Annotated in this window: 16 protein-coding genes; 9 read left to right on the top strand and 7 right to left on the bottom strand. The window is 71.3% G+C overall.

Annotation, left to right across the window (positions count from 1 at the left end; genetic code table 11):
- Positions 1-26 precede the first annotated feature (26 nt).
- Genes OHT51_RS02590 through OHT51_RS02600 form a run of 3 tightly spaced genes read left to right on the top strand, consistent with a single transcriptional unit; the run spans position 27 to position 4362 of the window.
- On the top strand, positions 27-1523 hold the full coding sequence (locus OHT51_RS02590) for a cytochrome ubiquinol oxidase subunit I (RefSeq protein WP_328877223.1): 1497 nt from the start codon (positions 27-29) through the stop codon (positions 1521-1523).
- Positions 1520-2557 carry a cytochrome d ubiquinol oxidase subunit II gene (locus tag OHT51_RS02595; RefSeq protein ID WP_328877224.1) on the top strand — a complete coding sequence of 346 codons (1038 nt, stop codon included), beginning with the start codon at positions 1520-1522 and terminating at the stop codon, positions 2555-2557. The genes OHT51_RS02590 and OHT51_RS02595 overlap by 4 nt, the downstream gene beginning before the upstream one ends.
- Before the next feature lie 26 nt (positions 2558-2583).
- Positions 2584-4362, top strand: coding sequence for a cation:proton antiporter (locus tag OHT51_RS02600; RefSeq protein WP_328877225.1), 1779 nt, complete (start codon positions 2584-2586; stop codon positions 4360-4362).
- 13 nt (positions 4363-4375) lie between these two features.
- Here the strand turns inward: OHT51_RS02600 and OHT51_RS02605 are convergent, their stop codons facing one another.
- The 4 genes from OHT51_RS02605 to OHT51_RS02620 form a co-directional block, all read right to left on the bottom strand.
- Positions 4376-6223 carry a glycoside hydrolase family 15 protein gene (locus OHT51_RS02605; RefSeq protein ID WP_328877226.1) on the bottom strand — a complete coding sequence of 616 codons (1848 nt, stop codon included), beginning with the start codon at positions 6221-6223 and terminating at the stop codon, positions 4376-4378.
- Positions 6224-6343: 120 nt separating this feature from the next.
- On the bottom strand, positions 6344-7291 hold the full coding sequence (locus tag OHT51_RS02610) for a DUF389 domain-containing protein (RefSeq protein WP_328877227.1): 948 nt from the start codon (positions 7289-7291) through the stop codon (positions 6344-6346).
- Between the two features lie 34 nt (positions 7292-7325).
- Entirely contained in the window at positions 7326-7820 is a 495-nt protein-coding gene (locus OHT51_RS02615) for a gluconokinase (protein WP_328884217.1), read from the bottom strand.
- 266 nt (positions 7821-8086) lie between these two features.
- Positions 8087-8812, bottom strand: a complete 726-nt coding sequence (locus tag OHT51_RS02620) for a GAP family protein (protein WP_328877228.1) — start codon at positions 8810-8812, stop codon at positions 8087-8089.
- Between the two features lie 412 nt (positions 8813-9224).
- Between OHT51_RS02620 and OHT51_RS02625 the strand changes: the two genes are divergently transcribed.
- From OHT51_RS02625 to ku, 3 genes are all read left to right on the top strand, one after another.
- On the top strand, positions 9225-10040 hold the full coding sequence (locus OHT51_RS02625) for a YhjD/YihY/BrkB family envelope integrity protein (protein ID WP_328877229.1): 816 nt from the start codon (positions 9225-9227) through the stop codon (positions 10038-10040).
- A gap of 64 nt (positions 10041-10104) precedes the next feature.
- Positions 10105-12219, top strand: coding sequence for a SpoIIE family protein phosphatase (locus OHT51_RS02630; RefSeq protein WP_328877230.1), 2115 nt, complete (start codon positions 10105-10107; stop codon positions 12217-12219).
- Positions 12220-12331: 112 nt separating this feature from the next.
- A complete protein-coding gene (gene ku / locus OHT51_RS02635; RefSeq protein WP_328877231.1) occupies positions 12332-13318 on the top strand; it encodes a non-homologous end joining protein Ku in 987 nt (328 codons plus the stop codon).
- Between the two features lie 45 nt (positions 13319-13363).
- Here ku and OHT51_RS02640 read toward each other — a convergent pair whose 3' ends face one another.
- On the bottom strand, positions 13364-13579 hold the full coding sequence (locus OHT51_RS02640; RefSeq protein ID WP_328877232.1) for a hypothetical protein: 216 nt from the start codon (positions 13577-13579) through the stop codon (positions 13364-13366).
- Positions 13580-13635: 56 nt separating this feature from the next.
- A complete protein-coding gene (locus OHT51_RS02645; RefSeq protein ID WP_328877233.1) occupies positions 13636-14109 on the bottom strand; it encodes a DUF6194 family protein in 474 nt (157 codons plus the stop codon).
- A 63-nt stretch (positions 14110-14172) separates the two neighbouring features.
- On the opposite strand from OHT51_RS02645, the gene OHT51_RS02650 reads away from it, so the two are divergent.
- Complete coding sequence (locus OHT51_RS02650; protein ID WP_328877234.1) at positions 14173-14943, top strand: MerR family transcriptional regulator; 771 nt, start codon at positions 14173-14175, stop codon at positions 14941-14943.
- Positions 14940-15776: an alpha/beta fold hydrolase gene (locus OHT51_RS02655; protein ID WP_328877235.1), complete on the top strand. Its 837-nt coding sequence runs from the start codon at positions 14940-14942 to the stop codon at positions 15774-15776. Before OHT51_RS02650 ends, OHT51_RS02655 begins: the two co-directional genes overlap by 4 nt.
- Positions 15777-15881: 105 nt before the next feature.
- On the opposite strand, the gene OHT51_RS02660 is transcribed toward OHT51_RS02655, so the two are convergent.
- Complete coding sequence (locus OHT51_RS02660; RefSeq protein WP_328877236.1) at positions 15882-19256, bottom strand: pyruvate carboxylase; 3375 nt, start codon at positions 19254-19256, stop codon at positions 15882-15884.
- Between the two features lie 256 nt (positions 19257-19512).
- On the opposite strand from OHT51_RS02660, the gene OHT51_RS02665 reads away from it, so the two are divergent.
- Entirely contained in the window at positions 19513-21588 is a 2076-nt protein-coding gene (locus OHT51_RS02665) for a SpoIIE family protein phosphatase (protein ID WP_328877237.1), read from the top strand.
- Positions 21589-21696 lie beyond the last annotated feature (108 nt).

A 21696-nucleotide genomic window follows, 5' to 3' on the forward strand; every position in this document is an offset into this window, starting at 1 on the left:
ACGACGGCCCCGGACGGAACCCATCCATGCACACCACCTTGCAGGTGCTGGCGGACGCGCCGGCGCAGATGCTGCCGGCCAGATCCCTGATGGCCTTCACCCTGGCGTCCCACATCATCCTGGTGCCGCTGGGTGTGGCGCTGCCGCTGATCACGCTCATCCTGCACGGCTACGGGCTGCGCCGCGGCGACCGTACGGCCCTGCTGCTGGCGCGCCGCTGGTCGGCAGTGATGGCGGTCCAGTTCGCGATCGGGGTGGTCACCGGCACCGTGCTGTCCTTTGAGTTCGGGCTGCTCTGGCCGGGCCTGATGGGCAGGTGGGGCGATGTCTTCGGTATCGGGTTCGGCGTCGAGGCGTGGGCCTTCTTCCTGGAGGCCGTCCTCATCGCGATCTACCTGTACGGCTGGCGACGCCTCCCGGCCCGGACCCACTTCCTGCTCGCTCTGCCGCTGCCCGCCACGGCCCTGCTCGGCGCCTTCGGGATCCTGGCGGCCAACTCCTGGATGAACACGCCGCGTGGCTTCCGCCTCGACTCCGCGGGCGACCCCGTCGACGTGAACATCTGGAAGGCGATCTTCACACCGATGTTCGGCCCGCAGTACTGGCACTTCGTCGTGGCGATGCTCGTGACGGCCGGCTACATCGTGGCCGGCGTCTACGCCGTCGGCTGGCTGCGCGGGAGCCGGGACCGCTACCACCGGCTCGGCTTCGCCGTCCCGTTCACGGTCGCCGCTGTGTTCACGCCGGTGCAGTTCATGCTGGGCGACTCCATCGCCCGGCAGGTCTTCCACAAGCAGCCGGTGAAGTTCGCCGCCATGGAGATCGTCTGGAAGACCGACACGCACATGCCGGAGTACCTGTTCGGCCGGCTGCATCCGGACGGAAGCATCTCCGGCGGCATCAAGATTCCGCAATTCGACTCCATCCTCGCCGGTTTCAGTCCCGACACCCGGGTGACCGGTCTGACCTCCGTCCCCGCCGACCAGCGGCCGAACGCCACCCAGGCGACCATCGCCCACTGGGCCTTCGACACCATGGTCGTCATCGGCTCGCTGCTCGCGGTGCTCGCCCTGTGGTACGCCCTGATCTGGTGGCGGCGGCGCCGGCTGCCCGCCTCGCCCTGGTTCTACCGGTGCGCCGCCGTGTCCGGCGTGGCCTCCGTCGTCGCCGTCGAGTGCGGCTGGATCACCACGGAGGTGGGGCGCCAGCCGTGGATCGTCTACGAGAACATGCGGGTCGCCGAAGCGGTCACCTCGACCCGGTCCGGCACGCTGTGGACCATGTTCGGCCTGGTCGTCGTCGTGTACGTGTTCATCTTCGGGTCGTTCCTCGCGATCCTGCTGCGGATGCGCACCCGTTGGCGGCTCGCCGACGAGGAGGACAGGGCGGGAACCGGGGCGCGGGCGAGCGCGGAGGCGCCCGAGACGGACACCCCCTACGGGCCGCGTCCCCCCGTCCCGTCCGGCGCTGCGCCGCCCCCCGGCGGTGACGGACCGTCCTCGTCCACGGAGGGCCGGCCGTGATCGCCGATGTCATCGCCGTCGTCCTGCTGCTCGCGATCGCCGCCTACACCTGCGCGGGCGGCACCGACTACGGAGCGGGGTTCTGGGACCTGATCGCGGGCGGAGCGGAGCGCGGCAAGCGGCCCCGGTGGCTGATCGACCATGCGATGGCGCCCGTGTGGGAGGTCAACAACGTCTGGCTGATCTTCGTACTCGTCATCATGTGGACGGGCTTCCCGGTCCTCTTCCAGCAGTTGTTCCAGTCGATGTGGCTGCCGCTCGCTCTCGCCGTCGTGGGCACGGTCCTGCGCGGCGCGGGGTTCGCGCTGCGCAAGCCCGCCCAGCGGCTGGCCGGACGGCGCCTGTACGGCGCTGTGTTCGCCGTCTCCTCGCTCCTGACCCCGTTCTTCCTCGGCGCCGCGGCGGGCGGTGTGGCGTCGGGTCGGGTGACCGCGGACGCCAAGCCCTCGGACCACGCCTGGGCCCACCCCACCCCGCTGCTGTTCGGCGTGCTCGCCGTGGCGACCACGGCCCTGCTCGGCGCCGTGTTCCTCGCCGCGGACGCCCGGCGCTTCGAAGCACCGGACCTGGACGGCTACTTCCGGCGCCGGGCACTGGCCGCCCTGCCGGCCGTCGCCGCTCTGTCGGTGGTGACGCTGATCGTCGCGCACGACGACGCGGCGCACGTGTGGCACGGGCTCACGCACGGGGCGGGACTCGTGTTCGTGATCGTGGCGGCGGTAAGCACCCTGGCCACCGCCTGGCTGCTGATCCGCCCGTCCGGGTCCTGGTCGCGGGTCACCGCGGTCGGCGTGGTGGCGTCCGCGGTCATCGCCTGGGGCCTGGCGCAGCGGCCGTACCTCGTCCCGACCTCCCTGACCATCGCGCAGGGCGCGGGTGCGGACACGACGCTGCGTTGGCTGGGGGTGGTCACCCTCGTCGCCGTCGTGCTCGTCATGCCCGCGGTCGTCCTCCTGTACTGGCTGGACACCCATGGGGAGTTGGAGGGCCTCACCGACTCCGATCTGCGGCTCGGTGCCGGTGACGACGGCTGAGCCTCGCGGCGAAAGGTGAGGGAACGGTGAGCGAGGACGACATCCTGCTGGGGCTCGCCCTGGTCGTGGCCCTCGCCGTCGGCTCCCAGATCCTGGCCGGCCGGCTGCGGATCCCGGCCCTGATCGTGCTCCTGCCGGCCGGGTTCACCGCGGGAGCCCTCACCGACATCGTCCACCCCGACCGGCTCGTCGGAGATGACTTCTCGTCGCTGGTGTCGCTGTCGGTGGCGCTCATCCTGTACGACGCCGGGCTGGGGCTGGACATGCGTCTGCTCAAGGGGGCGACCCGCAACACCGTCATCCGGCTCCTGGTGTTCCAAGTGGTGCTCACCTGGGCGGCGGTGATGGCCGTGGGGCCTGCCCTGTTCGGCGTTCCGGCGGCCGTGGCCAGCATGATCGGGGTGATCCTCGTGGTGTCCGGGCCGACCGTCGTCGGTCCGCTGCTGGAGCACGTCAAGCCGTCGGACAAGGTGCGGCGTGTGCTGGTGTGGGAGGGCTCCCTCATCGACGCCGTCGGCGGCATCCTCGGCGCCGTCGTCTTCCATTCCATCGTCGCCGGCGGCCTGCGGACCGGTCACTTCCGGGTGGGCTCGTTCCTGGGCAGCATCGCCGTCGGGCTGGCGGGCGGCGTGGTCGGGGCCGCGCTGCTGTGGCTCACCCTCCGGCTGCTCCGCCTCGGTGAGACCCTCGGCACGCTCGCCCAGCTCGCCGTCGTCGTGGTGGTGGCCGCGGGCTGCGACGCGGTGTACGACGACACCGGGCTCATCGCCGCGATCGTCATCGGCCTCGTCGCCGCGAACCTGCCGGGCTTCGACATGCCCGCGAGGCGGCCGTTCTTCGAGACGCTGGTGCAGCTGATCATCGGTCTGCTGTTCGTCGCCATCTCGGCCTCGGTGACGCCCGATTCGCTCGTTCCGGTGCTGCTGCCCACCCTCGTGCTGGTCGCGGCGCTCGTCCTGCTCGTCAGGCCGGTGATCGCGCTGCTGTCCACCCTCAGGACGGACTTCACGGGCCGGGAGCGCGCCTTCATCGGCTGGATGGCCCCGCGCGGCATCGTCGCCGCCTCCACCGCCACGACCTTCTCGGCCGCGCTCACGGACGAGGGTCTGCGGGACGCGGACAAGATCCTCCCGGTCACCTTCCTGGTGATCGTCGGCACGGTCCTCGTCTACGGACTGACCGCGAAGCCCGTGGCCACCAAGCTGGACGTCGTACGCACCGCGCGTTTCCGGCCGTTGCTGCTGGGCGACGACCCGTGGGTCGTGGACGTCGCCCGGGCGCTGCGCACGGCCGGGCTGGACGTGCTGATGTGGGCGGGATCCACCCAGGGGCGGGCCCGGATCGAGGCGGCGGGCATCGAGCAGGCGGCCGGGGAACTCATGGCCGTGGCGACCGATCCGCAGGCCCGCCTGGAAGGCATCACGTCGGTCTTCCTCCTCACGGACGACGACGACTTCAACGCGCTCGTCTCGATCGTCCTGCGGGACAGCGTCGACGGCCCCGTCTACCGGGTGGGCCCACCGCCGGACACCCGGGGCGTGGTCGCCCCCTACGCCTCCGGAGAGATCCTCTTCGGCCGTGAACTCGTCCGCCACACCGTCGCGGACCGCCATGCACACGGCGCCCGCTTCCACGTGCAGCCCGCGTCGGCCCCGTATCCGCCGGGGCACGAGACGCTGTTCGTCGTGCGGCCGGACGGGCGCCTGGAGCCGACGACCGAGGCACGCGCGGTCACGGCCGCGGAGGGCGACACGCTTGTGCTGCTCGGGCCCGCGCCGGCACCGCGCGTGGACACGGCCGGTTGAAGCGGGGGCGGCGTCAGGCCCGCTCGAGTGCCTTGTCCAGAGTGATGGCCGCGTCGATGAGGGCGAGATGGGTGAAGGCCTGCGGGAAGTTGCCCAGCTGACGGCCCGTCGGGTCGATCTCCTCCGAGTACAGGCCCAGGTGGTTGGCGTACCCCATCATCTTCTCCAGCACCAGCCGGGCCTTGCCGGTCCGTCCTGCGCGTGCCAGTGCGTCGACGTACATGAACGTGCACAGCGAGAAGGTGCCTTCGGAGCCGCGCAGGCCGTCGGGGGACGCGTCGGGGTTGTAGCGGTAGACGAGGCTGTCGCTGACCAGTTCCTGTTCCATGGCGCCGAGGGTCTTCGTCCACATCGGGTCCTCCGGCGTGATGATCCCGACCGTCGACATGCGCAGCAGCGAGGAGTCGAGGACTTCGCTGCCGTAGTGCTGGACGAAGGCCCCGCGTTCCTCGCTCCAGCCCTTGGCCAAGACCTGCTCGTAGCAGTCGTCGCGTGCCCTGCGCCAGCGTTCGGAGGGGCCCGGGCGTCCGTTCGCGTCGGAGAGCCGCAGGGCTCGGTCGAAGGCGACCCAGGACATGACGCGGCCGTAGGTGAAGTCCTGCCGGCCGCCGCGGGTCTCCCACAGTCCTTCCTCCGCCTGGTCCCAGTGGTCGACCAGCCAGTCGAGGTTGGTCAGCAGGGAGTTCCACCCGCGGTGCCCCAGCTGCAGACCGTGCCGGTGCGCGAAGTAGATGCTGTCCAACGCCTCGCCGTAGATGTCCAGCTGGAGCTGCGTGGCGGCGCCGTTGCCGATCCGCACCGGCGCCGATCCCGCGTAGCCCTCCCAGTGGTCGAGGACCTGTTCGTCCAGGTCGGAGGAGCCGTCGACCTTGTACATGATGTTCAGCGGACCGGTGTCACCGTGCCGTCCGGCCCGCTCGTTGACCCGGTCGGCGAGCCACAGGATGAACGCCCTTGCCTCGTCGGTGAAACCGAGCCCCAGCAGGGCGTACACCGAGAAGGACGCGTCCCGGATCCAGGTGAACCGGTAGTCCCAGTTGCGTTCCCCGCCCAGTTGTTCCGGGAGTGCGGCCGTCGGGGCGGCCACCACGGCGCCGGTGGGCGCGAACGTCATCAGTTTCAGCGTGATCGCGGAGCGCTCCACGGCTTCGCGCCAGCGTCCCGTGTAGCGGGACTGGCCGAGCCAGTTACGCCAGAACCGCACCGTCTCGTCGAAGAGCTGATGGTATTCGGCCAGTCGCATCTCCCTGGGCGGCCCGTCGGCGCCCCACTCCAGTGCCAGCCCCCGCTCCTGGCCCGCCTCCAGGGTCAGCGTGAAGTGCAGGGCGTCCCGTCGGTCGGCGAGCAGGTCGAGCAAGCGCTCGTCGTCGGCCTCGCGGATGGGGTGCACGGTGAGTGCCGTGCCGTCCTCCGCGGCGAACGCCGCGCCGTGCGTGGTGATGTGCAACCGGTGGGCCTGTCGGCCGTAGTCGAACCGCGGCGCTATCTCGACCTCGAAGGTCATCTTGCCGCGCACGCAGCGGACCATGCGCACCAAGCGGTGACTTTCCGTGACCGTCGTGCCCGTCACCGGCATGAAGTCGAGAACCTCACCGGCGCCCGCCTCCGTCATGAAGCGGGTGACCAGAATGGCCGTGTCGGGAAAGTACAACTGCTTGGTCGCGTAGGCGCCGGTCTGCGGCCGGACCGTGCAGTGCCCGCCCTTGTTCTGGTCCAGCAGTGCCCCGAACACACTGGGCGAGTCGAATCTCGGGGCGCAGAACCAGTCGATGCAGCCGTCGGTCGTCACCAGTGCGGCGGTCTGCAGGTCGCCGAGGAGACCGTGGTTCTCGATCAGGGGGTAGTCGTCCATCGAGGCCACCTCTCGGCGTGCTGTTCACCCGAATGCCCCCCGCCTCAGACTAAGCCGGGGGTCGGAGATCGGCGCGCGGGGATGAGGGCGGCGGGAGTGGGGGCCGGGCAGGGGCCGTCAGTTTTAGACCTAGCGCCCGGATGCCGCGGCCCGTCGGGTCGCGCGGTGCCACAGTCGCCGCTGGACACGGAGAGCGAGGACACCGACGGCCACCAGGACGACCACGTTGAGCAGCAGCTGGACGAACGAGCCCCAGACGTGGTCCCAGTCCCCGAAAGCCAGCGAGACCGCCATGTCCGAGGCGGCGGGGATGGTCGTGACGGAGATGAAGACACCCAGCAGGGCACTGCCGCGCGCCTCGGTCAGCGAGACGATTCCTACGATGCCGGCGAGAAAGGCCACGACGACGGAGAAGAAGTTCGGCGTGCCGACGAGGTTGGACACGGGCCGCAGACCCAGATCGAAGGCCTCCGACTGAAGGCCGAGGCCCCGGGCCACCGCGGCGAATCCCAAGGTGGCAACGATCGCCAGGGAGAACCCGACCACCAGCGCACGCACCCCCTCGCGGACCCTGCGCCGGCTACGGCGGTCGAGGCCGAGGGCGACGCTGGTGATGGCGTTGTACTCGGGGCCGACGACCATGGCCGCCACGATGAGGATCTGAGAGTTCGTCATGATGCCGACCGAGCCGATGATCCCGGCGATGACCAGGAACAGGTAGAAGGACGGCCGGTAAGTGCCCTCCGCGCGGATGCGCGCCTCGACGCCGGCCCACAACGGCGCGTGGACGAGCACGCTCGGCTGATCGGCTTCGAGTTGCTCGGCCTGCTGCGAGAACATCACGTCGATGCCGTCCACGGCGATCGACCCGGCACGGTCGACGCCCAGTTCGCGCAGCTGACTCAGCACGTCGTTGGCGGCGCCCTGCACCACGTCGCACTCCACCGCGTCGCCCTCGGGGATCTGGCTCGACCTCACGACGACGAGATTGAGCACGCTGCCGTGCGAGGTGAGCAGGCCGACGGCCGGCCGGGTGAGGGCGGCCGGCATCACCATGCGGAAGTGGACCAGTTCCATCCGGGTCTCCTGTGAGCGGGAAGCGGTAGACCCGCTATCCGTCCGGCTCGGCCACCGCTCGCAGCGCCGCTGCCACGACCTGCTCCCGGGGTGCGCCGGCGTCGACGGTGACGCCCGGCTCGTCGTCCTGAAGCGGCTCCAGGATCGCGAACTGGGAGTCCAGCAGCCCAGGCGGCATGAAGTGCCCCTTCCTGGCGGCGATCCGCTCCGCCGCCAACCGATGATCGAGGGCCAGGTGGATGAAGCACACGTGCGCGCCCTCGCCCGCGCTCCGCAACTCGTCCCGGTAGCGGCGCTTGAGTGAGGAACACGCGACCACGCCACCGCCCCCGTGTGACACGGCCGACCGGATCCACTGGCAGAGGGCCGCCAGCCAGGGCCGGCGATCGGCGTCGTCGAGGGGGTGCCCGGCGGCCATCTTGGCGATCTCGGCCGCGGAGTGCAGTTCGTCGCCCTCCAGGAAGGGCACGCCGAGCTGCTGGGCCAGCCGCGTCCCGACGGTGGACTTCCCGGACGCCGACACGCCCATGACGATCACGACCTGAGGGCCGTCGGCCTTCGCGGTCAAGCTCCCTCCCTGAGGTGACGGTGGAGCGCTCCGGTAGGCCCACTATCGCCCCGGACCCGGCGGGCCGCCGCGCGAGTGGTCCTTCCGGGACGTCCGGGCGGTCCGGGAGGTCCGGGCGGTCCGGGCGGTCCGGGCGGTCCGGGCGGTCCGGGCGGTCCGGGCGGTCCGGGCGGTCCGGGCGGTCCGGGCGGTCCGGGCGGTCCGGGCGGTCCGGGCGGTCCGGGCGGTCAACTCGCCAGCTCGTAGACGCTCTTTCCCGTCAGCCACACGCCGATCGCGATGCTGCCGAGCACGATGGCCTGGTGTGCGTGGTCCGCCATCCAGGTGCGCAGGCTCAGCAGTCGGCGCCGGGCCGAGGCCGGTTTCAGTACGACGTACAGCTCGACGGCAAGCAGGCCGGCGGTCGCGACGATGCAGAACGCGATCAGCTCCACCCATGTCGTGCCGTGGGAGGTGTCGGCCTCCACCACGGTCACGGCGCCCGCCGCGACGAGTCCCCACGGCTGGAGGAGGACGGCCAGCGCCGCCGCCGGCCAGAGCGAGCCGCGGTCCATCCGGGTGGCCAGGAAGGAGGACGACTTGCCGCGCGACGGTGAGGCTCCGGCGTCGTCGGGCGTGGCCTTCGAAGTGCGGTCGTGGCCGGGTCGTCGGTGCCGGTTCCGGTGTCGGTGTCGGTGGACGCCGTACCCGATCAGCGACACCCCGATGAGGAGCTTGGCCGCGAGGTTCGCCGTGGACGGAGGCGACCTGGGAGCCGGGGGCTGCCCGCCGGTCAGCGTCAGGACCAGGGCGATCACCGCGACGAAGCACGCCATCCAGCCCGCGATGAAGGCGAGCCCTGTCCGTACCCCCCTGCCGGATGCCACCACCAGCACGAACGCCATGAGCGGCAGGGGGTCGAGCGTGATGGCGAGGGCGATGAGCAGCAGGTCCACGACCATGGGCGATCCCATCAGGCGCCGTACGGCACGAGCGTAGGCACGGCCGTGAACCGCCGCATCTCTTGACCGGCGTCCCCGGCGTCCGCGTACACGCCCCTTGGCGGGCGACGGAGTGCCGTTGCCCGCTCGGTCGCGCAATCTGGAGACCGGGAAGGAGCGGCGCGATGGAGACTTCCGCACGGGTGGCGTCGGCGGCAGGGGTCCGCACACCATGCCCGGGCTCCCCGCGCGCCGGTGACTGATGCCGCGCGGCGGCAGGGGCGAGGACTCCGGCGAACCGCAGAGTCGGCCAGGGGCGGGCCGTACCGCCCGCGCAACCCGCCCGCCCGGCGGCCCCCGGCGGATCCGCTCGCTGCTGCACGCGTCCTGGTGGCGTGGCCGTACCCGGAAACTGACTGCCTGGCTGAAGGCAGTCCACGCGCGCGTGGAGACCCGCTTCCCGGTGATCACGGGGCTCGTGGACCGCATGGTGTCGGTGAGCATCTTCGACTCCGCCACCCGCATCGCGGCGCAGTGCTTCCTGACCGCAGTTCCCCTGGTGTTCGTGCTGAGTGCGTACGCGCCGCCGGCGGTGCAGGAACAGGTCACCTCGGCGGTCAGTGCCGTCTTCGGTCTGAACGGGCAGGCGAAGGGTCAGTTGGAGCAGGCGTTCCAGCCCCCGAGCGACGATCTGCGCCAGGCGACCGGCGTGGTGGGCGCACTGATGGTGCTGCTGTCGGCCACCGCGGTCAGTCGCGCGGTGCAGCGCCTGTGCAGACGGGCCTGGCTGCTGCCCCGGTCAGGGGCGAAGGTCGCTCCGTGGCGGTGGCTGGCGTGGATCGTCCTGTGGCTCGGCGCACTGGTCGGGCAGGGGCTGCTGCACAACCGGGGCGGCCTCGGGGCGGGCGTGGGAATCCCGGCCATCCTGATCGCGGAGACGGTCCTGTGGTGGTGGACCCAGCACCTTCTGCTCGGCGGCGGCATCCGCTGGTCACCCCTGTTGCCGGGGGCGGTCATCACGGCGATCGCGGTCAGCGCGTTGTCCCTGACCGCGCACTTCTACATGCCACGGGCGCTCAATCGGGCACTGGCGGACTACGGTTCCGCAGGTCCGGTCTTCGTGCTGCTGTCCTGGCTGATCATCGTGTGCGTGGCCGTCGCCGTCGGCCTGAGCATGGGCGCCGTCCTGTCCCAGGAGCCGTTTCTGCGGCGCCGCCTCGGAACACCGACGTCGCCGCCCGGCACGGCACAGGACGCCTGATCCACATGCCGTCACGCCAGGTCGGGCTTAGCGTTCTGAACATGGGCGTTGGGTGGTGCGCCGCATGAGCGGGTCCGGTGAGCAGCCGGAGGTGGCTGATCCGCTCGGTGAGGCCTTGGCGGCGGCTGTGCGTCGCACCGGCGCCAGGTCGGGGGGTGTTTACGCGCTGGACCCGGCCGAGACCACCATGGGCCTGCTCGCACTGTGCGGTCTCCCGGTCGATGCCTTCGCACCGTGGTGGCGGATGTCGTTCGCCATCCGCGGCCCGGCCCAGGATGCGGTTCGCCACGAGCAGCTCGTCTGGGTGAGTTCCCTGGAGGCGCTGGCCCGTGAGTACCCGCGCGCCGCGGCGACCATCCCTTACCAGGTCGCCTTCGCGATCGTCCCGCTGAAACAGATCCGGCACTGCCGGGGTGCTCTGCTGCTGATCTGGGCACCGGACCGGTCCCCCCGTCTGAGCCGCCGCGAGCGCGGCCGCATCGCCGTCAGCGCACGCCGTATCGCCCGCGTTCTGGACGCGGAGGCCGCCGCTCCGGTCATTCCGGACCGGCCCCGCTTCGTCCATCCGCACCGTGCGGAGCCGAGGCCCCAGTCCGAGCTCGCGGCGGCCGACCTCGTGGAGCGCCTTCCCCTCGGCACTCTCGCCCTCGACCTGGGCGGACGCATCACCTACGTGAACACCGCGGCCGCCCGTCTGCTGGGCAGACCGGCGAAGCAACTGCTGGGAACCGAGCCTTGGCAGGCACTTCCTTGGCTCGACAACATCGCCTACATGGACGCGTACCGCACTGCCATGAGCAGCCGGGAGCACCTCGCCCTCACCGTCCTGCGCCCACCGGACCAGTGGCTGGACCTGCGCCTGCACACGGACGACAGCGGCACCAGCATCCTCATCACCCCCGACCAGTCGTCCAAGCCCCTCGGCACCCAGCCGGCCTCCCCCGCCAGCACCCCACCGGCGAGCCGGATCCATCTGCTGATGGCCCTGACCGCCGCACTGACGGAGGCCGTCGGTGTCCAGGACGTCGTCGACCTGATCGCCGACCAGATCCTGCCTGCCTTCGGTGCCCACGGCATGATCATGTCGGCCGCGGACGCCGGCCGTATCCAGATCATCGGTTCGCGTGGCTACGACCCCGCTCTCATCGAGCAGTTCGACGGACTGCCCACGGACGCCGACCTGACGCCGGCCGGACGCGCCCTGGCCACGGGTGCGTCCCTGTTCTTCGCCAACCGCGGCGAACTCGCCCGCCTGTACCCGAGGGCACCGCAGATCAGCGACAAGCACGCCTGGGCCTTCCTGCCGCTGCTCAGTTCCGGTCGCCCCATCGGCTGCCTGCTCCTCGCCTACAACCGGCCCCACACTTTCACCGCCGCCGAACGGTCCATCCTCACGCCCCTCGCCGGTCTCATCGCCCAGGCCCTGGACCGTGCGCGCCTCTACGATGCCAAGCACAACCTCGCCCACGCCCTGCAGCAGACCCTTCTGCCGCACGCTCTGCCGACCGTGGCCGGTCTGGAGGTCGCCGCCCGCTACCTTCCCGCCAGCCAGGGTGTGAACATCGGCGGCGACTTCTACGACCTCATCCGTCTGACCAGCACCACCGCCGCGGCCGTCATCGGAGACGTGCAGGGCCACGACATGACGGCGGCGGCCCTCATGGGCCAGGTCCGCATGGCCGTGCACTCCCACGCCACCGCCGGCGCCGCCCCCGACCAGGTCCTCACCCGCACCGACCGCGACCTCGCCGACCTGCACGCCAGCCGCTTCGTCTCCTGCCTGTACGCCCACCTCGACCTCGCCCGCCACCAGGTGACCCTGGCCAGCGCAGGGCACCCTCCGCCGCTCCTGCGCCACCCCGACAACCGGGCCCATCCCGTCGACGTCCGCCCCGGCCCTCCGCTCGGCCTCGGCTTCGGCACCCCCTCCTACCCGCTCACCACCCTGCCCCTGGGCCCGGAGACGCTCCTCGCCCTCTACACCGACGGCCTCGTGGAAGTCCCCGGCACCGACATCACCCAGACCATCGCCAACCTGGCACAGCACCTCAGCGAGTCGAGCGATCTGCCCCTGCACCAACTCGTGGACCGCCTGGTCCGCCACACCCGCCGCACCAACCGGCACACCGACGACATCGCTCTGCTCCTGCTTCAGCCCAACCGTCTGGCGGACGCGTGAGGACGCTCCCCATCCGCTCTCCGCGCGCGGGGCGGAGTACGGGGTGCGAGCGTGGAGGTGAGGGACGGCCCCCACCGGGCCGTCGGTTGCACGCGGGACGGAGCGGGACGGCATGGCTCGTGCGATCTGGACAGGAGTGATCACGTTCGGGCTGGCCAGCGTGCCGGTCGGCCTGTACACCGCGACCGAGGACCACACCGTCCACTTCCACCAGTTGCAGCGCGGCACCGCGGACCGGATCCGCAACCGGCGGGTCAACGAGCGCACCGGCAAGGAAGTGGACAGCAAGGACATCGTCAAGGCCTTCGAGGCAGCCGAGGGCGAGTACATCGTCATCGACCCCGACGAGCTGGACGAGATCGCGCCGGGCCGCTCGAAGGCCATCGAGATCTCGGACTTCGTCGACCTGGCCGACATGGAGCCCGTGTACTTCGCCCGCACGTACTACGTCGCCCCGCGCGGCAAGGAACACCTGAAGGTGTACGAGCTGCTGCGCGCGGCGCTGGCCGAGGCGGACAAGGCGGGGATCGCGACGTTCGTGATGCGCGGCAGGCAGTACCTGACCGCGTTGCGCGCGGCCGACCAGGTCCTTGTGCTGCAGACCCTGCACTGGGCCGACGAGGTCCGCGACCCGGGCAGGGAACTGCCCGAGCTGCCCTCCGGCCGAGCCGGCCGCGGCAAGGAGCTGGACATGGCGTTGCAGCTGGTCGACGCGCTGAGCGCCGAATGGGAGCCGGCCCGCTACCACGACACCTACCAGGAGAAGGTGCGCGAGCTGGTCAAGGCGAAGGCCGAGGGCAGGGACATCGCCCTCGCCGAGGAGGCCCCCGAGGCGACCAACGTCGTCGACCTGATGGACGTCCTCCAGCACAGCCTCGACCAGGCCCGCTCCCCCGGGGGTGGCGCCAGGGAAGAGCGCAAGAGGAAGTCGGCCGCCGGCCGTCCCGCGCAGAAGAGCGAGCTGCGGCGGATGAGCAAGGCGGAGCTCTACCAGCAGGCCTCCGACCAGAACGTCCCGGGCCGCTCGAAGATGACCCGTGACCAGCTGGTCGACGCCCTCGCCCGGTCGGGGCGCCGAGGGAAGAAGAAGGCCGCCTGACCGAGGAGCCCGTGCAGACGAGGCTGTGGTCGTGGTCGTCCCTGCTCAGTGCCCCCACTCGTCCGGGCCGCCGCCCCGCCATTCGATGAGCCCGGACTGCCGTACGTACTCGGGATCGGCGTCCTCGATCCCCGCCAGGCTCAGGAACTCGGCCACGTCCAGGAGCCCGTACGCCATGCCCAGGAACCGGGTGTCCGCACGCACCCGCCGGCCGCCGTCCTCGGCGGGCGGATAGATGACGATGGGCTGCGCACTTGCCATAGCACCAGGGTGCGATGCGGTGCGCTCGGGCGCATGCGGGGCGGGCGCGGCCGGACTCACGGAGTCGACGCGGTGCGTCGCTCATGGCGGGAGCGTGCCAAGTGATGGGCCGCACGCAGCAGCTCACGGGTTGCCGCTGCCGTGCGCGGGCCCGGGTTCACGACCGCCAGCCAGCCGAGGGCGCCGTAGACGGGGTGCGCGATCACGGTGTCGGCGGCGCTGGGATCGACCTTGCGGGTGGCCGGCTCGCGGGGCGCGTGCCCGGTCCATCGAACGAACGCATCCTTCCCGGCGTTGATGTTCACGCGGAAGGTGTCCGCCCGGTCCAGACGGGAGGCCTCGTCGCCGGGGTAGTTCTTGGTCACGATCGTCGCGAACGGCTGGGTCGTTGTCGGGGGCACCCGGTCGGGCGCGTAGAAGAAGAAGGTGTCGCCCCAGCTGATCTCCGGTGTGCCGTCGCCGGGTGCCGGCCTGAGAGCCAGCACGCCGTCCAGCCCGTCCACGAAGCTGATGATCTCGTCCATGGTCATGTGCTCTAGCGTTGCACTGAAGTGCTTGTGGAGACTTTGAGGCAGAGACAGAGGGCTTTCAGGGTGGCAAGTCTCAAATCAGGTGTTCTGCGCACCGCCGATGTCGCGCGGCGTTGCGGGTACTCCGTTCAACAGGTGCGCAATCTCGAACGCCACGGTGTCCTTCCGCCGGCGACGCGCACCGCCACGGGCTACCGGATCTACGGGGACCTGCATGTGCAGTCGGCGCTGGCCTACCGTGCCCTCGCTGCGGGCGTGGGTCCGACCGAGGCCAAGAGGATCGTCCGGGCCGTCCACCACTCCCCCACCTCGCAGGCACTGGCCCTGCTCGACGCGGCCCACGCCCGACTCGACACGGAGCGCACGGAACTGAGGGTCGCCCAGGAGGCGGCCCGGGCCATCGCCGGTGAACCGATCGAGGACGTACGGGCGTCGGACTCGATGAGCGTTTCCGACCTCGCCGCGGCTCTCGGCGTCCGTCCTTCTACGCTGCGGCACTGGGATGCGGAGGAACTCGTCGTCCCGAACCGCGACCCCGCGCGTGGAACACGCCGGTACACACCCGCCCAGGTCCGGGATGCTCGGATCGTGCACCAGCTGCGCCAGGCCGGTTACCGCATCCCACCCCTGCGGGCCCTCATGCCGGAGCTGCGCCGCACCCGCCGGTCAAAGGACGTCACCTCCGCGCTGGCCGCCAGGGAGGGCGGCATCGCCACGCGCTCCAGAGCGCTGCTCGACGGAGCCGTCGCGCTCAGTGCCGTCCTCACCATGCTTGAGGCTTCGGCGGACCACACCGACTTCGGCAGACACGACCGAGAGGACCAGCACCCGTGAGTGAATGGCAGCTGACCGAGACATTCCGCAGCACGTCGGGCGAGGTCCGCTGGGGCAGCCTCGGGCAACCCGGCCAGGATCCGGTCGTCCTCCTCCACGGCACGCCCTTCTCGTCGTACGTCTGGCGCGCCGTCGCCCGCGCGCTCGCCCGTCGCCACCAGGTGTTCGTGTGGGACATGCCCGGCTACGGGGAATCGCAGATGTCGGCCGACCAGGATGTCTCCCTGGCAACCCAGGGCAGGGTCTTCACCGAGCTCCTGGCGCACTGGAAGCTCGACGAACCTCTGGTGGTCGCGCACGACTTCGGCGGAGCCGTGTCCCTGCGGGCACACCTGCTGCATGGAGCCCGCTACCGCGCGCTCGCTCTGGTCGACCCGGTGGCGCTGGCCCCGTGGGGCTCCCCGTTCTTCCGCCTCGTCGGCGAGCACTCCGACGTCTTCGACCAACTGCCGCCCGCTCTGCACCGCGCACTGGTGCGCGAGTACGTCAGCTCGGCCAGCAGCCCCGGTCTGCACCCTGCCGTCCTCGACCGGCTCACCCGGCCTTGGCTGGGTGACGACGGCCAACCGGCCTTCTACCGGCAGATCGCCCAGGCTGACCAGCGCTACACCGACGAAGTCCAGGAGCGCTACGGCGAGATCGGCTTCCCGACTCTGGTCTGCTGGGGCGAGGACGACACCTGGATTCCCCTGGCGAAGGGCCACGAGCTGGCTGCCCGGATCCCCGGCGCGCGGCTGGAGCCGATCGCCGGCGCGGGCCACCTGATCCAGGAGGACGCGCCTGCCGAACTCACGGCCGTGCTCATGGCTTTCCTCCAGGAACAGACAGGCTGACACCGTTCGAGAACCGTCAGACTGACGCCGTGCCGGCGGCAGGGGCACGGCCCGGCGGAGAAGTCCGCGAGACCGTGCCCCTGCACCAGCGGCCCTGGAGGCCGCTCAGGCGAGTTCGACGAGGAGGTCGCCGCCCTCGACCTGCTGGATGCGATTGATGGCGAGCCTGGCCACCTTGCCGGACTTCGCGGCGGTGATCGAGGCCTCCATCTTCATCGCCTCGATGGTGGCCACCGTGTCGCCGGCCGTCACCTCGTCACCTTCGGCGACCGTGAGGGTCACCACGCCGGCGAACGGTGCCGCGACATGGCCGGGGTTGGCACGGTCGGCCTTCTCCGTGACCGGAGCGTCGGAGGCCGCCGCCCTGTCGCGGACCTGGATCGGCCGCAGTTGGCCGTTCAGGGTGGACATCACGGTCCGCATGCCGCGCTCGTCCGCGTCGCCGACGGCCTGCAGCTCGATCAGCAGCCGGACACCGCGTTCGAGGTCGACGGAGTACTCCTTGCCGGGGCGCAGCCCGTAGAAGAAGTCCTTGCTGTCGAGGACGCTGGTGTCGCCGTACGTGTCGCGGTGCGTGTCGAACTCGCGGGTCGGGCCCGGGAACAGCAGCCGGTTCAGCGTCGACCGCCGGTCCTTCGCCAGGCCCTCGCGGTCGTCGGCGTTCAGCTCCTGGACCGGCTTGGCCTCGGCGCGGCCCTGCAACGCCTTCGTGCGGAACGGCTCGGGCCAGCCGCCGGGCGGGGTGCCCAGCTCGCCGCGCAGGAACCCGATGACGGAGTCGGGGATGTCGAACCTGGCAGGCTCCGCCTCGAAGTCCTTCGGGGACACGCCCGCGCCGACGAGGTGCAGGGCCAGGTCGCCGACCACCTTCGACGACGGGGTGACCTTCACCAGGTGGCCGAGCATCCGGTCGGCGGCGCCGTACATCGCCTCGATCTCCTCGAAGCGGTCGCCCAGGCCCAGCGCGACCGCCTGGGTGCGCAGGTTGGAGAGCTGCCCGCCGGGGATCTCGTGGTGGTAGACGCGGCCGGTCGGCGAGGCCAGACCCGCCTCGAAGGGGGCGTAGACCTTGCGGACGCTCTCCCAGTACGGCTCCAGGTCGCCGACGGCCTGGAGGTCGAGGCCGGTGGGCCGGTCGGAGTGGTCGGTCGCGGCCACGATCGCCGACAGGGACGGCTGGGAGGTGGTGCCCGCCATGGACGCCACCGCGCCGTCCACCGCGTCCGCGCCGGCCTGGATGGCGGCGAGGTAGGTGGCGAGCTGCCCGCCGGCGGTGTCGTGGGTGTGGACGTGGACGGGCAGGTCGAACTCCCTGCGCAGGGCCGACACCAGCGTCGCCGCGGCCGGGGCGCGCAGCAGGCCCGCCATGTCCTTGACGGCCAGGACGTGGGCGCCCGCCTCGACGATCTGCTCGGCCAGACGCAGGTAGTAGTCCAGGGTGTACAGGCGCTCCGACGGGTCGGACAGGTCGGAGGTGTAGCACAGGGCCACCTCGGCGACGGCCGTCCCGGTGTCCCGCACGGCGTCGATGGCCGGCCGCATCTGGGCGACGTCGTTGAGGGCGTCGAAGATGCGGAAGATGTCGATGCCGGTGGCTGCCGCCTCGTGCACGAAGGCGTCGGTCACCTCGGTGGGATACGGCGTGTAGCCCACGGTGTTGCGGCCGCGCAGCAGCATCTGCAGGCAGATGTTCGGCGCGGCTTCCCGCAGGGCCGCCAGGCGCTCCCACGGGTCCTCGGCCAGGAAGCGCAGGGCGACGTCGTAGGTCGCGCCGCCCCAGCACTCCAGGGACAGCAGCTGGGGCAGGGTGCGGGCCACCACGGGAGCGACGGCGAGCATGTCCTTGGTGCGCACGCGCGTGGCGAGCAGCGACTGGTGGGCGTCGCGGAACGTGGTGTCGGTGACGCCGATGGTCGGAGACGCGCGCAGCCAGCGGGCGAAGCCCTCCGGGCCGAGTTCGGCGAGCCGCTGCCGGGACCCGGCCGGCGGCTCACCGGCCGGCAGCTCGGGCAGCTTGGTCAACGGCTCCAGCAGGTCGGGCCGTTCGCCGTGCGGCTTGTTCACGGTGACGTCGGCCAGGTAGGTCAGCAGCTTGGTTCCGCGGTCGGCGGAGTGCCGGGCGGTGAGCAGGTGCGGGCGCTGCTCGATGAACGACGTGGTGACCCGGCCGGCCTGGAAGTCGGCGTCGTCCAGCACCGCTTGCAGGAAGGGGATGTTGGTGGCCACGCCGCGGATGCGGAACTCGGCCACCGCGCGCCGGGCACGGCCCACCGCGGTGCTGAAGTCCCGGCCCCGGCAGGTGAGTTTGACCAGCATGGAGTCGAAGTGGGCGCTGATGTCCGTACCGGCGTGGGTGGTGCCGCCGTCGAGGCGGATGCCCGAGCCGCCCGGCGAGCGGTAGGCGCTGATGCGGCCGGTGTCCGGGCGGAACCCGTTGGCGGGGTCCTCGGTGGTGATACGGCACTGCAGCGCGGCGCCGCGCAGCGTGACGGTCTCCTGGGCGAGGCCGAGGTCGGTGAGGGTCTCGCCGGCGGCGATGCGCAGCTGTGACTGCACCAGGTCGACGTCGGTGACCTCCTCGGTCACGGTGTGCTCGACCTGGATGCGCGGGTTCATCTCGATGAAGACGTGGTTGCCGTCGCGGTCGAGGAGGAACTCCACGGTGCCGGCGTTGCGGTAGCCGATCTGGCGGGCGAACCGCACGGCGTCGGCGCAGATCCGGTCGCGCAGATCCGGGTCGAGGTTCGGTGCGGGCGCCAGCTCGATGACCTTCTGGTGGCGGCGCTGCACCGAGCAGTCCCGCTCGAACAGGTGGATGACGTTGCCCTGCCCGTCGGCGAGGATCTGCACCTCGATGTGGCGGGGCTCGACGACCGCCTTCTCCAGGAAGACCGTGGGATCGCCGAACGCGGACGCCGCCTCACGGGACGCCGCCTCGATGGACTCCCGCAGCTGGGCGGGATCCTCCACGCGGCGCATGCCGCGGCCGCCGCCACCCGCGACCGCCTTGACGAACACGGGGAAGCCGACGTCGTCGGCCGCGCGGACCAGTTCATCGACGTCGTTGGAGGGCGCGGACGAGCCGAGCACGGGTACGCCGGCCTCGCGGGCGGCGGCCACCGCGCGGGCCTTGTTCCCGGTCAGCTCCAGGATGTCCGCGCTCGGTCCGACGAAGGTGATGCCCGCTTCCTCGCAGGCCCGGGCCAGATCAGGGTTCTCGGACAGGAATCCGTACCCCGGGTACACGGCGTCCGCTCCCGCGCGGCGTGCCGCCCGGACGATCTCCTCCACGGAGAGATACGCCCGTACCGGGTGTCCGGGCTGGCCGATCTCGTAGGCCTCGTCGGCCTTGAGCCGGTGCAGGGAGTTGCGGTCCTCGTGCGGGAAGACGGCGACGGTGCGCGCGCCCAGCTCATAGCCTGCGCGGAACGCACGAATCGCGATCTCCCCGCGGTTGGCGACCAGCACCTTGCGGAACATTCTTGATCCCTTCAGCCTTGCGGTGACGGAGCACCCATGGTGTCGGCGGCGCCTCTCTCACGCCATGTGAGCCGGGCCACTCTCGATCTCCACCCTCACCTGCCCAGGTTCGGCAACCTGTCACCACGCACCGACGACCCCTGAGCGGCCGGACGGGCCTACGCTGTCCTTGAGCCTCCTGTGGTCAAGGGTGGCGTCGGTCCGTCGCGCACCCGCGGCGCGCGGTGGGCCGGTGTCGGGTGAGCGAGGTGCCCCTATGACCAGCGCCAGTCCCTACGGTGCGCATGCGCACGAAGCGGTCGGCGAAACCCCCGACCGGCGCATGTCCGCGGTGGGACACCCAGGGGTGTTCCAGGATCTGCTGCCGCTGGCCCTGTGGGTTGCCGATGCCGAGGGTCGCGTGGCGCAGTGGTCGCTCGCCGCCCACGACCTGCTCGGTCACACCCCGGAGCAGGTGATGGGCCAGGACGCCAACCGTGTGCTCGTCCCCGAGGAGAACCGCGACCTGGCCGAGCGGCTCACCCGGACCGTGCAGGGGGGCGCGGCGGTCGTCGCACGGCTGCCGGTTAGGCATCGGGACGGACATCTGGTCGACATGGACATGTGGATCTGCCCGATCGCGGACGGGCGGCGGACGGGCGTGATGGCCATCGCGGCGGAGACGACCGCCGTGGAGCAGATGCGCGATGCGCTGGCGGCTCTGGAGGGGCTGTTCACCCAGTCCCCGATCGGCTTGGCCATGCTCGGTTCCGACCTGCGTTTCCTGCGGGTGAACCAGGCGCTGGCCCGCGTGGACGGCGTACCGGTGGCGGAGCACGTCGGCAGGCGCGTGAGCGAGGTCGCCCCCGGCACCGAGGCGCTGGAGTCGGTGATGCGGCAGGTCCTGGACCGGGGTGAGGCGGTGGTGGACTTCCGCTACTCCGCTGTCAGCACGAAGCAGCCTGACCTGCTGCGGACGTGGTCCTGCTCCTACGCACCCTTGCTCGATGGCGCCGGCCGGCGGATCGGACTGATCGCTTCGGTGATCGACGTCACGGAGGGACAGCGCGCCCACCTGGAGGCGGAGCGGGCGCGGCGGCGGCTCGCGCTGCTGGCGGAGGCGGGCACGCAGATGGGTTCCACGCTGGATCTGCGGCAGACGGCGCAGGAGGTGGTCCGCGTGCTGGTGCCCCGGCTGGCCGACTCGGCCGACGTGCAGTTGCTGGAGGAGGCGGTGGCCCCGGACGAGACCGCGGCATCCGCGCACGGCGTGGTGCGCCGCGCGGCGGCGTCCTTCACCGATCCGGCGGCGCCGGCCGACGAACTCGCCGTCGGCATGACCCAGCAGGTCCCGCAGGGCTCGGTGTACGAGCACGTCATCACGGCGGGCCGGCCCATGAATCTGTCCCGGTCCGACATCGGCCCCATGATCATCGCCCCGGGCGCCGACCGGCTGCGCTCCTACCTGCGCACCCATGTGGGCGCGGCGCGCCTGATCCCGCTGGTGGCCCGCGGCAGCGTGCTCGGCGCGGTCATCGTCACCCGGACCCGGCATCGCGGGCCGTTCGACGACCAGGACACGCTGCTGATCGACGAACTGGTCGCCCGGGCCGCGCTGAACATCGACAACGCGCGCATGTACAGCCGGGAACGCGACGCGGCCCTCACCCTCCAGCGCAGCCTGATGAACCCCGTCCTGCCTCCCGTCGACGGACTGGAACTCGCCGGGCGCTATCTGCCGGCCGGTGACCACGAGGTCGGCGGCGACTGGTTCGACGCCATCGCCCTGTCGGACGACCGGACCGCCCTGGTGATCGGGGACGTGATGGGGCACGGCATCCACGCGGCGGCGGTCATGGGGCAGCTGCGCACGGCGATCCGGACCCTGGCCCGCCGGGAGCCCGCGCCCGACCAGGTGCTGCCCGCCCTGGACGCCGTGGTGGCGGATCTGGGCCACAACGAGATGGCCACGTGCCTGTACGCCGTTCACGATCCGCGGACCGGCCTGTGTCTGATCGCCAGGGCGGGTCACCCGCCGCCCGTGGTCGCCGACGAGCGCGGCACGGTCACCTTCCTGGACTGCCCGGCGGGCCCACCCCTCGGGGTCGGCCGAATGGACTGCGAGGTCCAGCAGGTGGTCCTCCCCGCGCACGGGCTTCTGGTGATGTACACCGACGGCCTGATCGAGACCCGCGGCACGGACCTCGACCAGGGCATGCATCGTCTGGCACAGGCACTGCGGGAGCCGGACCGCCCACTGGCGAAGATCTGCGACGGCCTCCTGGCCCACGTCATGCCCGAGGGCGCCGACGACGACGTGGCGGTTCTCCTGGCTCGGGCTCTGCCGCGATGACCTTGCCGGCCGGACCGTAAGGAGCAGTTTCCGAGGCACGGTGTGCCCGTACACCCGATACTGGGACTGAGCCGCTGCCAGGCATGCCGAACGGTAGGAGCGCCCCGG

Origin of the sequence: Streptomyces sp. NBC_00299 (assembly GCF_036173045.1) — a bacterium.
GTDB classification, from domain to species: domain Bacteria; phylum Actinomycetota; class Actinomycetes; order Streptomycetales; family Streptomycetaceae; genus Streptomyces; species Streptomyces machairae.

Coding starts and splice junctions, on each gene's coding strand:
- OHT51_RS02590 (WP_328877223.1), top strand. CDS start 27: ATGCACACCACCTTGCAGGTGCTGGCGGACGCGCCGGCGCAGATGCTG.
- OHT51_RS02610 (WP_328877227.1), bottom strand. CDS start 7,291: ATGGAACTGGTCCACTTCCGCATGGTGATGCCGGCCGCCCTCACCCGG.
- OHT51_RS02615 (WP_328884217.1), bottom strand. CDS start 7,820: ATGGGCGTGTCGGCGTCCGGGAAGTCCACCGTCGGGACGCGGCTGGCC.
- OHT51_RS02620 (WP_328877228.1), bottom strand. CDS start 8,812: ATGGGATCGCCCATGGTCGTGGACCTGCTGCTCATCGCCCTCGCCATC.
- OHT51_RS02630 (WP_328877230.1), top strand. CDS start 10,105: ATGAGCGGGTCCGGTGAGCAGCCGGAGGTGGCTGATCCGCTCGGTGAG.
- ku (WP_328877231.1), top strand. CDS start 12,332: ATGGCTCGTGCGATCTGGACAGGAGTGATCACGTTCGGGCTGGCCAGC.
- OHT51_RS02640 (WP_328877232.1), bottom strand. CDS start 13,579: ATGGCAAGTGCGCAGCCCATCGTCATCTATCCGCCCGCCGAGGACGGC.
- OHT51_RS02645 (WP_328877233.1), bottom strand. CDS start 14,109: ATGACCATGGACGAGATCATCAGCTTCGTGGACGGGCTGGACGGCGTG.
- OHT51_RS02660 (WP_328877236.1), bottom strand. CDS start 19,256: ATGTTCCGCAAGGTGCTGGTCGCCAACCGCGGGGAGATCGCGATTCGT.
- OHT51_RS02665 (WP_328877237.1), top strand. CDS start 19,513: ATGACCAGCGCCAGTCCCTACGGTGCGCATGCGCACGAAGCGGTCGGC.